The 13,501-nt window shown below is 60.7% G+C and carries 14 protein-coding genes and 1 tRNA gene; 3 read left to right on the forward strand and 12 right to left on the reverse strand.

Annotated elements, in window-relative coordinates:
- Nucleotides 1-39 precede the first annotated feature (39 nt).
- Genes K1X12_RS12945 through K1X12_RS12955 form a run of 3 tightly spaced genes read left to right on the forward strand, consistent with a single transcriptional unit; the run spans nucleotide 40 to nucleotide 2,204 of the window.
- On the forward strand, nucleotides 40-1,086 hold the full coding sequence (locus tag K1X12_RS12945) for a phosphotransferase family protein (protein ID WP_225907976.1): 1,047 nt from the start codon (nucleotides 40-42) through the stop codon (nucleotides 1,084-1,086).
- Complete coding sequence (locus tag K1X12_RS12950) at nucleotides 1,079-1,450, forward strand: DUF6285 domain-containing protein (protein WP_220987985.1); 372 nt, start codon at nucleotides 1,079-1,081, stop codon at nucleotides 1,448-1,450. Before K1X12_RS12945 ends, K1X12_RS12950 begins: the two co-directional genes overlap by 8 nt.
- A 16-nt stretch (nucleotides 1,451-1,466) precedes the next feature.
- Complete coding sequence (locus tag K1X12_RS12955) at nucleotides 1,467-2,204, forward strand: hypothetical protein (protein ID WP_220987986.1); 738 nt, start codon at nucleotides 1,467-1,469, stop codon at nucleotides 2,202-2,204.
- Here the strand turns inward: K1X12_RS12955 and maiA are convergent.
- The 12 genes from maiA to K1X12_RS13015 all read right to left on the reverse strand — a co-directional run bounded on the left by maiA (nucleotide 2,201) and on the right by K1X12_RS13015 (nucleotide 13,455).
- Nucleotides 2,201-2,848, reverse strand: a complete 648-nt coding sequence (gene maiA, locus K1X12_RS12960) for a maleylacetoacetate isomerase (protein ID WP_369426169.1) — start codon at nucleotides 2,846-2,848, stop codon at nucleotides 2,201-2,203. The two genes, K1X12_RS12955 and maiA, sit on opposite strands and share 4 nt — an antisense overlap.
- Complete coding sequence (gene astB / locus K1X12_RS12965) at nucleotides 2,848-4,170, reverse strand: N-succinylarginine dihydrolase (protein ID WP_220987988.1); 1,323 nt, start codon at nucleotides 4,168-4,170, stop codon at nucleotides 2,848-2,850. Before astB ends, maiA begins: the two co-directional genes overlap by 1 nt.
- A complete protein-coding gene (locus K1X12_RS12970) occupies nucleotides 4,167-5,000 on the reverse strand; it encodes a class I SAM-dependent methyltransferase (RefSeq protein WP_220987989.1) in 834 nt (277 codons plus the stop codon). Before K1X12_RS12970 ends, astB begins: the two co-directional genes overlap by 4 nt.
- A gap of 10 nt (nucleotides 5,001-5,010) precedes the next feature.
- The gene (gene astD, locus K1X12_RS12975; RefSeq protein WP_220987990.1) at nucleotides 5,011-6,465 is read right to left on the reverse strand and encodes a succinylglutamate-semialdehyde dehydrogenase; all 1,455 of its coding nucleotides are present in this window, start codon (nucleotides 6,463-6,465) and stop codon (nucleotides 5,011-5,013) included.
- Entirely contained in the window at nucleotides 6,465-7,505 is a 1,041-nt protein-coding gene (locus K1X12_RS12980) for an arginine N-succinyltransferase (protein ID WP_220987991.1), read from the reverse strand. Before K1X12_RS12980 ends, astD begins: the two co-directional genes overlap by 1 nt.
- Before the next feature lie 2 nt (nucleotides 7,506-7,507).
- Complete coding sequence (locus K1X12_RS12985) at nucleotides 7,508-8,767, reverse strand: hydrolase (RefSeq protein WP_220987992.1); 1,260 nt, start codon at nucleotides 8,765-8,767, stop codon at nucleotides 7,508-7,510.
- A gap of 111 nt (nucleotides 8,768-8,878) precedes the next feature.
- Nucleotides 8,879-10,045 carry an OmpA family protein gene (locus K1X12_RS12990; protein ID WP_220987993.1) on the reverse strand — a complete coding sequence of 389 codons (1,167 nt, stop codon included), beginning with the start codon at nucleotides 10,043-10,045 and terminating at the stop codon, nucleotides 8,879-8,881.
- 479 nt (nucleotides 10,046-10,524) lie between these two features.
- Nucleotides 10,525-10,601: transfer RNA gene (locus K1X12_RS12995), tRNA-His, on the reverse strand.
- An 84-nt stretch (nucleotides 10,602-10,685) separates the two neighbouring features.
- Nucleotides 10,686-11,228, reverse strand: coding sequence for a transcription termination/antitermination protein NusG (nusG, locus tag K1X12_RS13000; protein ID WP_220987994.1), 543 nt, complete (start codon nucleotides 11,226-11,228; stop codon nucleotides 10,686-10,688).
- Between the two features lie 44 nt (nucleotides 11,229-11,272).
- Complete coding sequence (secE, locus tag K1X12_RS13005) at nucleotides 11,273-11,491, reverse strand: preprotein translocase subunit SecE (protein ID WP_220987995.1); 219 nt, start codon at nucleotides 11,489-11,491, stop codon at nucleotides 11,273-11,275.
- 155 nt (nucleotides 11,492-11,646) lie between these two features.
- Complete coding sequence (locus K1X12_RS13010) at nucleotides 11,647-12,525, reverse strand: SMP-30/gluconolactonase/LRE family protein (RefSeq protein ID WP_220987996.1); 879 nt, start codon at nucleotides 12,523-12,525, stop codon at nucleotides 11,647-11,649.
- 36 nt (nucleotides 12,526-12,561) lie between these two features.
- Nucleotides 12,562-13,455 (reverse strand): 2-dehydro-3-deoxygalactonokinase, encoded by an 894-nt coding sequence (locus K1X12_RS13015; protein ID WP_220987997.1) that lies wholly within the window; start codon nucleotides 13,453-13,455, stop codon nucleotides 12,562-12,564.
- Nucleotides 13,456-13,501 lie beyond the last annotated feature (46 nt).

Raw genomic sequence — 13,501 nt, forward strand, 5'->3', positions numbered from 1 at the left:
TAGCCCCTGTGACGTTGCGGCCTTCCTCAGGGTGACCGCTTGGCGCGCCCCTTCTTCCGCGTAATTGTGGCGAAGATGGGAACCGCAAACGATATAGAAAAGGCCCTCACTGAATGGGCCAGAGAGCATTATGGCGCACCCGCCGCGATTGCAGGCCTGCGCCGTCTCTCGGGGGGCGCGAGCCAGGAAACCTGGGCGTTTGAAGTCAATGCCAACGAGAAGAGCGAACCGCTGATTCTACGTCGCGCGCCGGGCGGTGTTTCCGCGCCGCGCGGCTCTGAAGCAGTCACACTTGCTACAGAAGCGGCGCTACTCGCCGCGACGGACAAGGCTGGCGTCCGCGTGCCCGGCGTGCGGCACGTCTCTGCCCCCGGCAGCCTGCTTGGTGAAGCTTTCATCATGAAACGCATCGACGGGGAAACTCTCGGCCGGAAGATTCTCCGCGATGCAGAGTTCGAGACCGCGCGAAGCCGCCTGACACAGCATTGCGGCGAAGCGCTCGCGGGTATTCATTCCGTGCCGCTTGAGAACCTTCCCGAGCTTCCAACCAGCCTGGGACGCAATCAGATCGATAAATATGAGGCGGTCTACCGCGAATTTGGGCTGCCTCGCCCGGTCTTCGAAGTCGCCTTCGCCTGGCTAAAGGCAAATGAACCTGAACCGGCAAAACCCGTGCTTGTGCATGGAGATTTCCGGCTCGGTAACCTGATCGTGGACGCGAACGGCCTGGGCGCTGTGCTCGACTGGGAACTCGCCCATATTGGCGATCCGCGCGAAGACATCGCCTGGCTTTGCGTGAACTCCTGGCGCTTTGGCCAGACGGAAAACCGCGTCGGCGGCTTTGGCGATCTGGGCGACCTGCTGGACGCCTACGCCGCCGCCGGAGGCGCACGCTATCGCCCAGCCGACATCGACTGGTGGGAGATCATGGGCAGCCTGAAATGGGGCGTGATGTGCATGACCATGTATGGCGCCTTCAAGACAGGCGCTGACCCCAGCGTCGAGCGGGCCGCCATTGGCCGGCGCGTGTCGGAAAACGAGATTGATCTCATCAACCTGTTCGAGGGACTTGAACGCCATGCATGACGCGCCTTCCGCCAAGGAACTGATCGAGGCAGTCAAATCCTTCCTCGACAAGACCGCCATGGTGCAACTGCAAGGCCACGCAGCCTTCCACGCGCGGGTGGCCTCCAATGCGCTCGCGACAGTGCTGCGTGAGATGGAGCAGCGCCCCGCCGCCGAAGCCCGCGAACGGGAGCGGCTGCAAGCTCTTCTGAAGTCGGATGAGACCAATGTCGGCGCGCTCAACCAGGCACTTTGTGAGGAAATCCGCGCCGGAAAGCTTGACCTGGCAAGCCCAGGCCTGTTGACCCACCTAAAATCGACCACAATTGACCAATTGTCTGTCGATCAGCCGGGCTATTCGGGACTTCGCACCGCAGCCCGCTAAACCAGCGAGGTTGTGAATGAACAGGGCTCTACTCATCGGAATTGGCGCAGCTGTTGTTGTCGCTGGCGGCATTGCCGCGTGGAAACTCTATCCCACTCCCGAGCCCGAACCCGTCCACCTGCCCCCCTACAACTACTCACTAGCCGAAAGCTGGGACGTGAAACCCACCGAGGAGCCCGCTGCGGTTTGGGAAGACGGCTGGGCCATAGATGTTGTCCAGCTGACAACGGACACCAAACGCAAGCCCGAAGAAGTCGCTGCAGCGCTGAGCGCTATCGGACCGGTGTATGCGCCCAAGCTGCGGAAGCAGCACTTTGGAGACGATGCCGCCGAAGCCCTTCAGCAGTATCTGGAGGAAAACAACCATGGGCGGGCCTTCGTCATTGCGTCGAACCTGCCACTGCCACCCAGCACCGTGCCGTTGATCAACGCCGACCCGATGGTACGCGCACGGTTTGGCGGCGTTTTGCTTCTAGACGGTCAGGTTGCTCCGTTCGCTCCAGGCGTAAACCCCGCCAGCATTTGCTCCGACCGGTTTGGCGCCGGTGAAATCTGCGCCGCAGCAGTGGAGATCGGCAAACAAGACGGCGAATGGGTGATCAAGACACAGGAAGGCGAGCCGATGGGCGGTCCCGTCATCGATGGCTTCGCAGAATGGCTGCATGGCAGCGCGCCGAAGCTCGCCGAACCGCTGGGCGACCTGGAGGAGATCGAAATTATCGACATCCGCCGCCCCGGCCAGACCGACGACTAGGACGCTTTGGCCGCAGGCTGATTTTCCGGTGCGGCGCGCTGAAACGCTTCAAGCTCGCCGCAGGCGGCATCAATAGCCAGCAGGCGCGGGAATCTGTCCAGTCCGACCTTGAAGCGGCGCGCATTGGCCATTTGCGGGATCAGGGCGATCTCTGCGAGGCCGGGCGTATCGCCGAACAGGAACCTGCTGTTTTCAGAGCCAGCCACAGATTCTTCCAGCGCCGTGAACCCACGCACAATCCATTCGGCATACCAACGGTTCACCGCCGCCTCGTCTGCGCCAAATTTCTTGCGGAGGTATCCGAGCGGGCTGAGGTTGTTCAGCGGGTGAATATCGCAAGCGATGACATCCGCGAAAGCACGCACTTGCAGGCGCTGCCAGGGATCTGCCGGCAACAGCGCCGGCCCCGGTAGAGCTTCGTCGATCCACTCGATGATCGCCATCGACTGACCGGCAACGCGGCCGTCGACCTCGATCGAAGGCACACGCATCTGGGGGTTCACACGGCGGTATTCGTCCGTCTTCTGCTCATCGACACCGCCGAGGATGTTGACCGGGATAAGGCTGTAGTCCGCGCCTTTGAGATTGAGCGCGATGCGAACCCGGTAAGCAGCCGAAGACCGCCAGTAATCATAGAGACGGATCACGCCAGATCCTCCAGCTCAAGAATTTTCAGAAGTTCCTCGCGCGCCACGCGGCACTCATCGGCGAATGACGGATCTGCGAGATCTTCCGGTGAAAGGCGGTCGCGGTAAGTGCGGCGTACGGCGGCCTGCAATTCGTCGATCAGTTCTTCATCAAGGATGACGCCGGAATGGCATTCGGCCAGCTCATCCTCCGTCATCACCACGCGCAGGCGCAGGCAGGCGGGACCACCGCCATTGCGCATAGACTGGCGGACATCGACAAACTCTACCCGCCCAATGGGGCCATTGCCCGCAACCATTTGCTCGCAGAAGCGCGCGGTGGACGCTGTTTCCTTCGCCTCCAATGGCGCGACAAGAACCAGTCGGTCTTCGTCCGGGAACTGCAGAAGCTGGGAATTGAAGAGATAGGACCGGATCGCATCTTCGAGCGGAACTTCCGCCTCGGGAACCATAACGGGCTTCAGGTCAAACAGACCATCGCCAGCGCGGCGCAGCGCTTCCAGGGTCGCGGCAGTATCTTCAAAAGCGGCTTCGTGGAAAAACAGTGTATCGAGCGCGCCAACGCAGACCACGTCATTGTGGAAGGCGCCCGCCTCAATCGCACGCTTGGCCTGGCGGACGATAACCGTGCGGGCCGGATCGAGGCCATGGCTGCGGGCAACGGACTCGGCCGCGAGCCGCGTTTGCCGGGCCGGAAAGCCCGCGACGGATTCTGCGGCGTCGCGCCCATAAACAAAAAGCTCCACACCCCTGGCGCCATGCTCCGCGCACAGGCGGACATGATTGGCTGCGCCCTCATCAGAAAAATCCGGATGCGCCGGTAGCGCTGCGTGCACGGCGAACCGATGATCTCCGGCGAAAATCGAAATGAGGCTCGCGGTCGTGTCCGGATGCTCAAGGCTACGGTGAAGCATCGTGGACAAGTTGGCCGGCGTGAAATGCAGCAATCCGTCAGATGTGTCCGCAGACGGAGAGACGGTGGCCGCATTTGCCGTCCACATGGAGCTGGCGGAATAGGCCGCCTTGAGAAGCCGCGGCGCCTGACGGGCCGCTGCCTCGATGATCTGCGTGTCGCTTCCTGTGAAGCCTGCGGAAACGAGCAGGTCAAAGTTTGGCCGTGGCAAGGGCGGCAGGACGCCCTGCACCAGGCCCGCGCGAACGAGGGATCGCATCTTCTCCAGCCCCTGCACCGCCGCTTCGCGGGGATTCGACACATCGCCGGAATTGCGCGCGCTCGCCAGATTGCCATCCGACAGGCCGCCATAATTATGGCTTGGTCCGATCAAGCCATCGAAATTCACCTCCACGGCAGGCTTCATGCGACGGCCTCAACGATCCACGCTGCGGCAGCAAGATGAACCCGGCCATCAGGCCCGGCGAGTTCCTTCAACCTGACTTCGACAGCCGCCTTGATAGACGCCAAATCGAGCGCGCTATCGGAAATGGCACGCGCCAAGGGCCCCATCTCCAGCATAAACTGCGCTGATTCAGCAACGGACGCGCCCGGCAAAGTGAGTGACCCATCCCACGGGGCAATACGGATGTCTAACCATCCGCTTTCCATCAGTATACGCTCGATATATTCCTTATCCGCAAATGCAAACGGGCCGGGAGTTCCCGGCGGAGGCGGCATCGGCGCTTCGGACAACAGCGGCAAGGCAGCCTGCAGCGGCGTCAACGCCCAGGCATTCTCCTGAAGCGACCGCCAACAGGCAAAAGCAATCCGTCCGTCCTTGTGAAGGGATTTCCGGATATTGGCGAACGCCGCCACAGGATCCGCGAAGAACATGACACCGAAGCGGGAGATCGCAAAATCTGCGAGCACTTCCGGCTTCCAGACAGCAGCGTCTCCATTCACGAACGTGGCCTTTGCGCCGACCGCCGCCGCGCGGGCCCGAGCGACCGCCAGCAGAGGCTCTGAAATATCAACACCTGTAACCGCAACGTTTACAGACGAAGCGGCCAGGTTCAGCGAAAGGGCGCCAGCACCACAGCCGATGTCGATCACGCTTTGGCCAGGCTTTGGCGCGATCCGCGAGATGACCGCCTCGGCGAAGGGCGACAGCATCACATCCATACGGTCCGCATCGCGCACCCATTTCTGACCGGCCGGGCCATTCCAATAGTCGATCTGAGCAGAGTTATCCATGTCGTTCCCTTCAGGCCGGAAAACCAGGCGCAGACATGCGCGCGGCTTTGGATGAGAGCTGGCTCGCCTGCGGCCAGGCGCAATAGTCCGCCGCGTAATATGCCCCCGGGCGGAAATTTCCGGACAGACCGGGACCGCCGAAAGGCATGGCCCCGCTTGCGCCGACTGTTGGCCGGTTCCGGTTCAGAATACCCGCGCGCATTTCGGAGAATGCCGTTTCCCAGAGCGCATCATCGTCACTGACGAGCCCACCAGAGAGGCCATATTTCGTATTGTTTGCGACGGTCAGCGCACCTTCGAAAGTCTTTGTCCGGTAGATTTGAACGAGCGGACCAAACAACTCCTCATCCGGAACACCCGTCGCATTTGTCACATCGACGATACCGGGCGTCACGAAGCCGCCGCCCTGCTCGCCCGCCGCCAGCGGAAGGATCGAGCGGCCACCTTTTGCCAGCAGCATTTCGTGGAACCTGACCGCCTGATCCGCCGCATGATTCGACACCAGCGGCCCCATGAAAATATCCGGTTCGTTCCACGCACCGATGCGGAGCCCCCCGGCGCGCGCAGCGATTGCATCCACAACAGCATCCCCGAACGCGCCCTCTGGAAGAATGACGCGCCGTGCGCAGGAACACCGCTGACCAGTCGTAAGGTACGCAGATTGGGCTGCGATGTCCGCTGCCGCATCTACATCGACTGGATCCCAGATGATCAGCGGATTGTTGCCGCCCATTTCCAGCGCCAGCATCACTTCCGGACGGCCGGCGAAATGTTTGTGGAAGAACACACCTGTGCTCGCCGAACCCGTAAACGCGAGGCCGTTGATCGGTTGATCAATCAGCGCGGCGCCCGTCTCGCGCCCGCCCTGAACGATGTTGAGGCATCCCGGCGGCAAACCGGCCGCCTCAAACGCATCCGCCATCAGGGCGGCAACCGATGGAGCAAGTTCGGACGGTTTGAACACACAAGTGTTCCCGGCCAGCAGGGCCGGCACGATATGGCCGTTTGGCAGGTGGCCAGGAAAGTTGAATGGTCCGAACACGGCCATTACGCCGTGTGGCCTGTGAACCAGGCGCGACTGACCAAATGCAGCCGCCTCTTCCCGCTCGCCCGCGCGCTCTTTCATCGCGGCAATCGAAACGGCAATCTTTGCCTTCATGGTCGCCGCTTCGCCCTGCGCATCCCAGAGCGCCTTACCCATGTCACGGCTGATCGCTTCGGCAATCGGAGCGGCGCGCTTACCAATTTCGTCGGCATACCGTTCCAGAATTGCAATCCGTTCCGCAACGGGGGTGCGCGCCCAAACTGCGAATGCCGCGCGACAGGATGCTACCGCCGCGGCGACATCAGCCGCGTCCGCCGCCACCCCCTCCCAACTGGTTTCACCGGTCGCCGGACAATGCTTTGCGAAAGCAGCACCCTTCCCGGAGCGCCACTTGCCATCGATATAGACACCGTTATTCATTATTTACTCCGTACCCAGATGCGCGCCGGCATCCCAGACTTCAGGTGCAGGGCTTCGAGAACTTCAGGCGAGGCGACGATTCCGTCCTCCCCCTTCCTCACAAACTTACCGAGTGAGACCCGAAAATCTGGCAGGCGGTTGCTCGATAACAGGCCCTGCCGGGCGTCGGCATCACCTTCCACGTCCCCAGCCTCGACCGTGACAATCCGGCTCTCCTGGATCGTCCGAATATGGCGCTTCTGGGCGGAGACGAGCGGACCGCCATCAAAGATGTCGACCGTCCTATCGAAATCGAAGCCTTCCCATTGCAGCAGCTTGTAAGCGCCCACGCCATCAGAATGGCAGCGGCCGATCACCTCGCGCGCCTCCGGCGGCAGCAGGTCCACATAGATGGGATAGCGCGGCATCAGATCGACGATGAACTGGTTATCCGTTGTCGCCGAAAGCCGGTCCGCTTCGGCGAAGTCCATCCGGAAGAAATGCCGGCCGAGGCACTCCCAGAAGGGCGATACGCCCATATCGTCCACGACACCGCGCAGCTCGGCCAGCACCTTCTCGCTGAACCGTTCTGGCGCCGCCGCCATCAACAGATAGCGCGACTGCGCGGCCAACCGCCCAGCGCCACCTCCACGATGGTTTGGCTTCAGGAAAAGCGTGCCGACTTCCGTGTAGCCGACATATTCGTTGGTCAGCACCAGCGCGTCCATGTCGAACCGGAGATTGCCTGCCGCATGGCTCGCCTGCGCCAGTGTGATAATGCGGTAGTTGAAGAAGGGCTGGTCAATGCCTGTACCGGCCTTCACAGCGGAGCAGCCGACGACCTGTCCGGTCGGCACATGCTCCATCATCATCAGATACTTTCCGTACTGAAGATTCTTCTGCCGACCGTGGAAAGCACGCTCTGATTTCTCCAGGCGCTCTCTCAGGATCGGCTCATCAACCGGCAGGCTGGTAAATCCGGGACCAGACAGGTCTGCCAGTTCCATCAGGGCATCAAGATCGTCGAGCCGCGAGGGACGCATCACATACTGAGTTGTCATGGTCAGCGTCCCATCAATTCCTTGATACGCTTGCCATCCATCCGTCCATCCGCGAGACGGTTCAGAATCAACGCAGACAACGTTGCCCGCTCTGCAAAGCTGTCGGCAATCACGAACTCTTCGTTGGAGTGAATACGTCCGCCACGCACGCCAAGCGTATCAACGTTCGGAACTCCCGCGGCAAAAATATTGTTGCCTTCGCAAACGCCGCCCGTGTCAACAAACTCAAGGTCGAGCCCGATGGCACGGCCGGTGGCATGCACGGCATCGAACAAGGCTTGCTGCGCTGAATTACGAGGCTTCGGTGGCCGATAGAAACCGCCATGCAGATGTCCATGAATGCCGTCGCGCGCAGCCGCACGAGCAAACAGGCGCTCGACCTCTTTTGTCGCCCAGGCAGAAGCATCGGCATCCGGCGCGCGGGCGCCGAAGCGAACCACCGCCAGATCCGGCACGATATTGACTGGACTTCCGCCTTCAATTGCGCCGACATTGAACGTCACGCCGTCGCGCTGACCGTTCAGCCCCTCAAGGCCCACAACCAGCTCCGCTGCGGCTTCGATGGCACTGCGACCCTCTTCCTTCGCGCGCCCCGCATGCGCGGCGCGGCCATGCAGCACAATGTCAAATACGGCAGACCCCTTGCGTCCCCCGGACATTGCGCCCGTTTCCATAGCCGGCTCATAGGTCATGCCAATTAGCGCACCGGACTTCGCCGCGTCAGTCAGCGCAGCTGAACTGGCGAAATTTCCGATTTCTTCGTCCGGCGTCATCACGATTCGGTATCCGAGACGCTCCTTGAACGGACCAGATTCGAATGTCTTCAGGGCTTCAAGCATAAGGCTGAGCCCCCCCTTCATGTCCGCCATGCCGGGCCCGTTGATCTGCCCATTTTCCAGGTCGCGGATGGTTTCAAATGTTTCAGGCGGGAACACCGTGTCGTAGTGCCCTGACAGGACAACCTGAATCGGTGCGGTAGGTCTCGCAATCACCTGCACTATCGGTCCGGTGTGCATCTGGGTTACCTTCCCATCTGCGCCGACATTGTCGAAGCCGGGCCCTTCAACCAGTGCGACGTCTGCTTCCAACGCGGAAAAGGCATCCGCCAGCTTGGGAGCAAGCGTCTTGAGACCATCGATATTATAACTGCCGGTATTAATCGCCGACCAGCTGCGGGTGCGGGCGATCATTTCGGCGGCGGCCGCGGCGAGGCGCTCACGCGCTGCCTCATCCTCGCGGGAAAGTAGGCTGAGTTCTGTCATAGCTCTTGGTTTCACAGCTCAAGGCAGGCGGCAAGCCTTCGCCTTTCCCCTGCGAAAACAAAAACGGCCCGGCGCAATGCCGGGCCGCTTCCTGTCAGATGACGATCTTCGTTACTGAACGATGATCGTAACTTCCGAACGGCGGTTCAGAGGCTCGCGAACACCGTCAAGCGTTGCTTTAGCGAGTGCCGTTTCGCCTTTACCGTCTTTCGAGATCAGCGTGTTGGCAATGCCGCGCTCGGAAAGAGCTGCTGCAACCACATCAGCGCGGCGAACCGACAGACGTTGGTTGTAGGTAGCGTTACCCGAGGTGTCGGTGTGACCAATGATGGTCACCGAACCAGCTGCGCAACCCTCGACCGAGCGGATGTTCGCCACAGCCTGATCGATAACAGCCGAAGCCTGGCTCGTCAGATCCGAACGATCCCACTCGAAGTAAACCACGAACTCCTGGCTGAGCGCAGAGCACTGCTGGGCCAGAGGCGGAGTGGTCTCTTCCGGCGGCGGAGGCGGCGGAGGAGGAGGCGGGGGCGGCGGAGGCGGCGGCGGCGGAGGAGGCGGCGGAGGCGGCGGAGGCGGCGGAGGCGGCGGAGCGCCGAACGAATACCGCAGACCGATGGTCGCCGTGTGATCCTGATAGTCCGCATCGTAGCTCGGGCCACCGTGCTTGCCGTCGAAGTTCAGATCTTCAACAGTGAAGTACTTGTAGCCAACGTCCATGGTCATGCGCTCGGACAGCTTGAAGCCGACGCCGAGGAGGCCCTGGTAAGCAATGCCGGTCGCTTTGTCGGTGAAACCGTTCAGAGCGCTACCGCCGCTAGTCACCCGGCTGGATGCTTTTGCGTCAACACGCGCACCACCAACACCGAGACCGATGTACGGACGAATCGTGCCGCCTTTGTTGAAGTCATAAAGACCGTTGACCATCAGGTCGGTCACGTTTGCATAGCCGCTTGCCTTGGTAGTAGCGCCTGGAAGCGTGCCATTGATACCCGACGGGATATCGAGCGGGCCACCGCGTTGACCAAGGACGCCCTCGAGGCGAAGACCATTGGCAAATGCGTAACCGAGACCGATGTCAGCGCCGCCGGTTTCGGACGCAGAACCGTCTCCAACCATGGTACCGTTGATGCCGGTAGGAGCATCATAATCCAGGGTGCCGTCGAAGCTGAACTGCGCATCCGCGCGACCGTACCAGCCTTCTTCCTGGGCGTGCGCTGTAGCGCCGGCAGTCGCGAAAGCGGCCGCGGCAGTCGCGCACAACAGAGTTTTCTTCATACCTAATCCCCTTTTGTGTGCCGAAAACGGGATTGTCCTCGGCCGCAGGTTCATACGGGTTTCATCCGCATGCTTTGGTGTTAAACGTTTTTTCCGCCTTCCGCGAGTATTAATCAGGCCATTGCACTCGATTGCGGTGGAAATTTCTACTCACCGAGACCCTTTTGCAACAGGTCCCATATGCCGTCAAACCACGGTTTCTTAACGTGCGCTGAACAGCGATTTACAAACGCTGGTTATCTGACTTGGTTCCATACAAGTTCGATTTATTTGGGCCAAATGGGCGAATTCCACAGAGCAGACGAGAGTCGCCCTTACGCATCATTCACGTGAGTGATTCTCTCAGCGACGATCTTGCGGCGGCAGTCGACAACCAAGCGCCGAGGCAGGAAATCCACCATGCGCAATCATTTCTACTTTTGGGATAAATTTTCGCCGATATCCGGGGCGCAAGGCAGAGCAATTTAGCTCAGAGAGAATGGTACCACCTCCCCGGTTCGAACGGGGGACCTCTAGATCCACAATCTAGCGCTCTAACCAACTGAGCTAAGGCGGCAACCTTTCCGGCGACATACAGCCACAAGAAATTCATTTCAAGCGGCGAGCAGCGCCCTGAAGCACCCGCCCTGCCGCAAAATGATCAGATCTTCACAACCTGATCGAAGTCGAGATCGACCGGAGTGCCCCGACCGAAAATCGACACGGTGACTTTCAGGCGGCCATTGGCTTCGTCGATTTCCTCGACAGCACCTTCGAAGCCCTGGAACGGGCCGTCGTTGACTTGAACCTGTTCGCCAATCTCGAAGCTGACCTTGGGACGCGGACGCTCCGCAGACACATCCACCGACCGGCCGAGAATACGATCAACTTCACGCTGGCGGACCGGAAGCGGCTTCTTGCCCCCCTCAGCGCCGAGGAAGCCGGATACCTTCGGCGTATCCTTGACGAGATGGTAGATATCGTCCGTCAGCTGTGCCTTCATCAGTACGTAGCCAGGGAAAAAGCGCTTCTCGACAGTCTTTTTCTTACCACGCGCGACCTCGACAACCTCTTCTGTCGGCACCTCGATCTCTTCGATCAGGTGCAGAAGGCCCTTACGCTCGGCTTGCTCACGAATCGTGGAAGCCACCTTCTTTTCGAAGTTGGAATAAGCGTGGACGATATACCACTTGGCATCAGGCATGAGGCGGACGCGCTCCGGAAGGTCTGCTTGTGTCTCGGCAGTCATCAGACGCCGCGGACAAAATTCACGAAAAGGGTTATGACGGTATCGGTCAGGAAAAGGAAGATTGCGATCAGGATCGACATGATGACGACGAAGATCGTCGCCTGGATCGTTTCCTGACGAGAAGTCCAGGAGACCTTGTTACCTTCCGCGCGCACCTGGCGCAGGAACGTGACCGGGCCAACCCGCTTTTTCTTTTCCTTCTGGTCCTTACCGGCCATATCATCACTCACTTGAAAGGCGGGCGGATAGCCCTTTTGGGCGTCCACGTCCACGGCAAATATGCATGGAGTTGCCCTTCTGGGCCCCCGATAGCTGCAGATGTGAAGGGAGTTGCGCTTCGATACAAGCCCTCACCTGCCCTTGATCAGAGGAATCAGGGCTTGGCGAACTCCCGCGGCGCAAGCCCCTGCACATCTACTTCTACGGCAAACAGGCTTCCTGAAAGGGGGCGCGCGTCCAATTGCGGAAAGCTGAGGCCAGTTCTGGCAGTGGTTATGAACAAGGTACGCATGTCCGGGCCGCCGATCGCGCAGCCCGTCGGCAACGGCGCAGCGAGGATGATCACCCGGTCCAGCTCCCCATCCGGCGCAAACCGCGCTACGCGTGAGGCGCCGTGAAGACAAACCCAGAGCCCGCCTTCGCTATCCACGGTCGATCCATAAGGCAAACCGCCCAGTTCATGCGTGAATGCGAAGGTTCGCCGGCCCGAAAGCGCGCCGGTTTCCGGGTTCACATCAAACGCCAGGATCTCCGATTCCGCCGCGTCGCAGGTGTAGAAAGTACGGCCATCGGGCGAGAATTGCATGGTCTTGGTGACGAGCACTGAGGGCAGGCGCAGCTGCGCAACGGCTTTGTCGGCACCATAGCGATAGTAGACGCCGCTCGGCTCGCGCTCGGCATCATCCATCGTGCCGAACCAGAAGGAACCATCCGGCGCAACACCCCCATCGCTGGTGCGGTTGGTGGCCGGCTCGTCCTGCAAAACGCAGAGGCGTTCGTACATTTCGTCGGCAGGATCGAAGAAACCGATTTCGCGATCTGCCGCCATCAGCAGGTGACCACCATAAAGCGCCAGACTGCTCGCCTTGACCGGAAGGTCGTATCGCCGGGTGTTGCCAGTACGGGGGTTGTAGCGATGCAATTTGGCCCGGCGGACATCGACCCACCAGAGGAATCCCTCGGTTGGGCTCCAGAGAGGGGCCTCTCCCTGCATACAGCCGGTGGGGGCAACGCATTCGGGGGACAGGATCATGACTACCAGACTATCTCTGTGGATAACGGGGGCGGATTAATCCTCGCCGAGAAGGCCTGCAAGGTCCGCCAGTTCAAACAGGCCCTCCTGCAGTGCTTCGGTGGCGGAAATTTCATCGACATCGGCGCCAAGCGCATCGAAAGCGAGACCGTAAGCCTCGCGCAGCGGATCGTCAGCGACCAGCAGAACTTCGTCGCCCGGATCGTAATGAGTGGCGACATCGCGCCCGATCAGCAGGCCCGCGATGGCGGCAGATTTGAGCGCCGGATCAAGCTGGCCGGTCAGGACCGCTGCCTCCACGGCGAAAACCGGGGGCGCCTCGGCGATATCGAGCGCGCGCTCGACCCATTCGCGGAAGACGGCAGCGTCGAAGCGCTGAGCCACCCCATCGCGCAGCGCCAGGGCGCCGGAGGTGAGCAGGAGATCGCGCAACTCGGTCGTGATCTCGGTCGACATGCGGGTGATGCGGCCATGCTGCAAAGTGATGTGGCGCGTATGCCGGCCAACGATGCAGACGGCGGCGTGATCCTCATCCAATCCAACAAGAACCGTCTCGGTGCCGCAGGAGATATCCGGGGGATAAGTCTGGCGCACCCAGGGGACGATCCACATGCCATCCTGCGGCAGAAGGCTTTCAGACAGTGTCGAAAGCGATACGGGCAGTGTCATTTTGAGTACGTTTGAGGACTCTTCGCGCCCATCCAGGGACAGAATGCCCACTTCGCCGGACACGATGACCGGCACTTCCGGCCATGCGCCAAGCCACTCGGCGACATGAAAACGAATACGGGCGACAAGCTCCGAAGGGGCAAGGTGTTCGGCCTCATGCATGACAGCGGAGGAGAGCACCTCCCCCTCATCATCATACGCCCAGGCTGTCAGCCGGGAGCCGGACCAATTGACACCAATCAGTGCAAGCCTGTCGTTCATCTCACCTGCTATCCCGGCGGCCGGCGCATCCGGCGCCCTAAGGTAA

It is taken from the genome of Hyphomonas sediminis (genome assembly GCF_019679475.1).
Classification (GTDB): domain Bacteria; phylum Pseudomonadota; class Alphaproteobacteria; order Caulobacterales; family Hyphomonadaceae; genus Hyphomonas; species Hyphomonas sediminis.

Bases quoted from the DNA above. Each gene is read 5' to 3' on its own strand.
- K1X12_RS12990 (WP_220987993.1), bottom strand. From the start codon at position 10,045: ATGAAGAAAACTCTGTTGTGCGCGACTGCCGCGGCCGCTTTCGCGACT.
- K1X12_RS12955 (WP_220987986.1), top strand. From the start codon at position 1,467: ATGAACAGGGCTCTACTCATCGGAATTGGCGCAGCTGTTGTTGTCGCT.
- astB (WP_220987988.1), bottom strand. From the start codon at position 4,170: ATGAAGCCTGCCGTGGAGGTGAATTTCGATGGCTTGATCGGACCAAGC.
- K1X12_RS12970 (WP_220987989.1), bottom strand. From the start codon at position 5,000: ATGGATAACTCTGCTCAGATCGACTATTGGAATGGCCCGGCCGGTCAG.
- K1X12_RS12950 (WP_220987985.1), top strand. From the start codon at position 1,079: ATGCATGACGCGCCTTCCGCCAAGGAACTGATCGAGGCAGTCAAATCC.
- nusG (WP_220987994.1), bottom strand. From the start codon at position 11,228: ATGCCTGATGCCAAGTGGTATATCGTCCACGCTTATTCCAACTTCGAA.
- K1X12_RS12985 (WP_220987992.1), bottom strand. From the start codon at position 8,767: ATGACAGAACTCAGCCTACTTTCCCGCGAGGATGAGGCAGCGCGTGAG.
- astD (WP_220987990.1), bottom strand. From the start codon at position 6,465: ATGAATAACGGTGTCTATATCGATGGCAAGTGGCGCTCCGGGAAGGGT.
- K1X12_RS13015 (WP_220987997.1), bottom strand. From the start codon at position 13,455: ATGAACGACAGGCTTGCACTGATTGGTGTCAATTGGTCCGGCTCCCGG.
- K1X12_RS13010 (WP_220987996.1), bottom strand. From the start codon at position 12,525: ATGATCCTGTCCCCCGAATGCGTTGCCCCCACCGGCTGTATGCAGGGA.
- secE (WP_220987995.1), bottom strand. From the start codon at position 11,491: ATGGCCGGTAAGGACCAGAAGGAAAAGAAAAAGCGGGTTGGCCCGGTC.
- K1X12_RS12980 (WP_220987991.1), bottom strand. From the start codon at position 7,505: ATGACAACTCAGTATGTGATGCGTCCCTCGCGGCTCGACGATCTTGAT.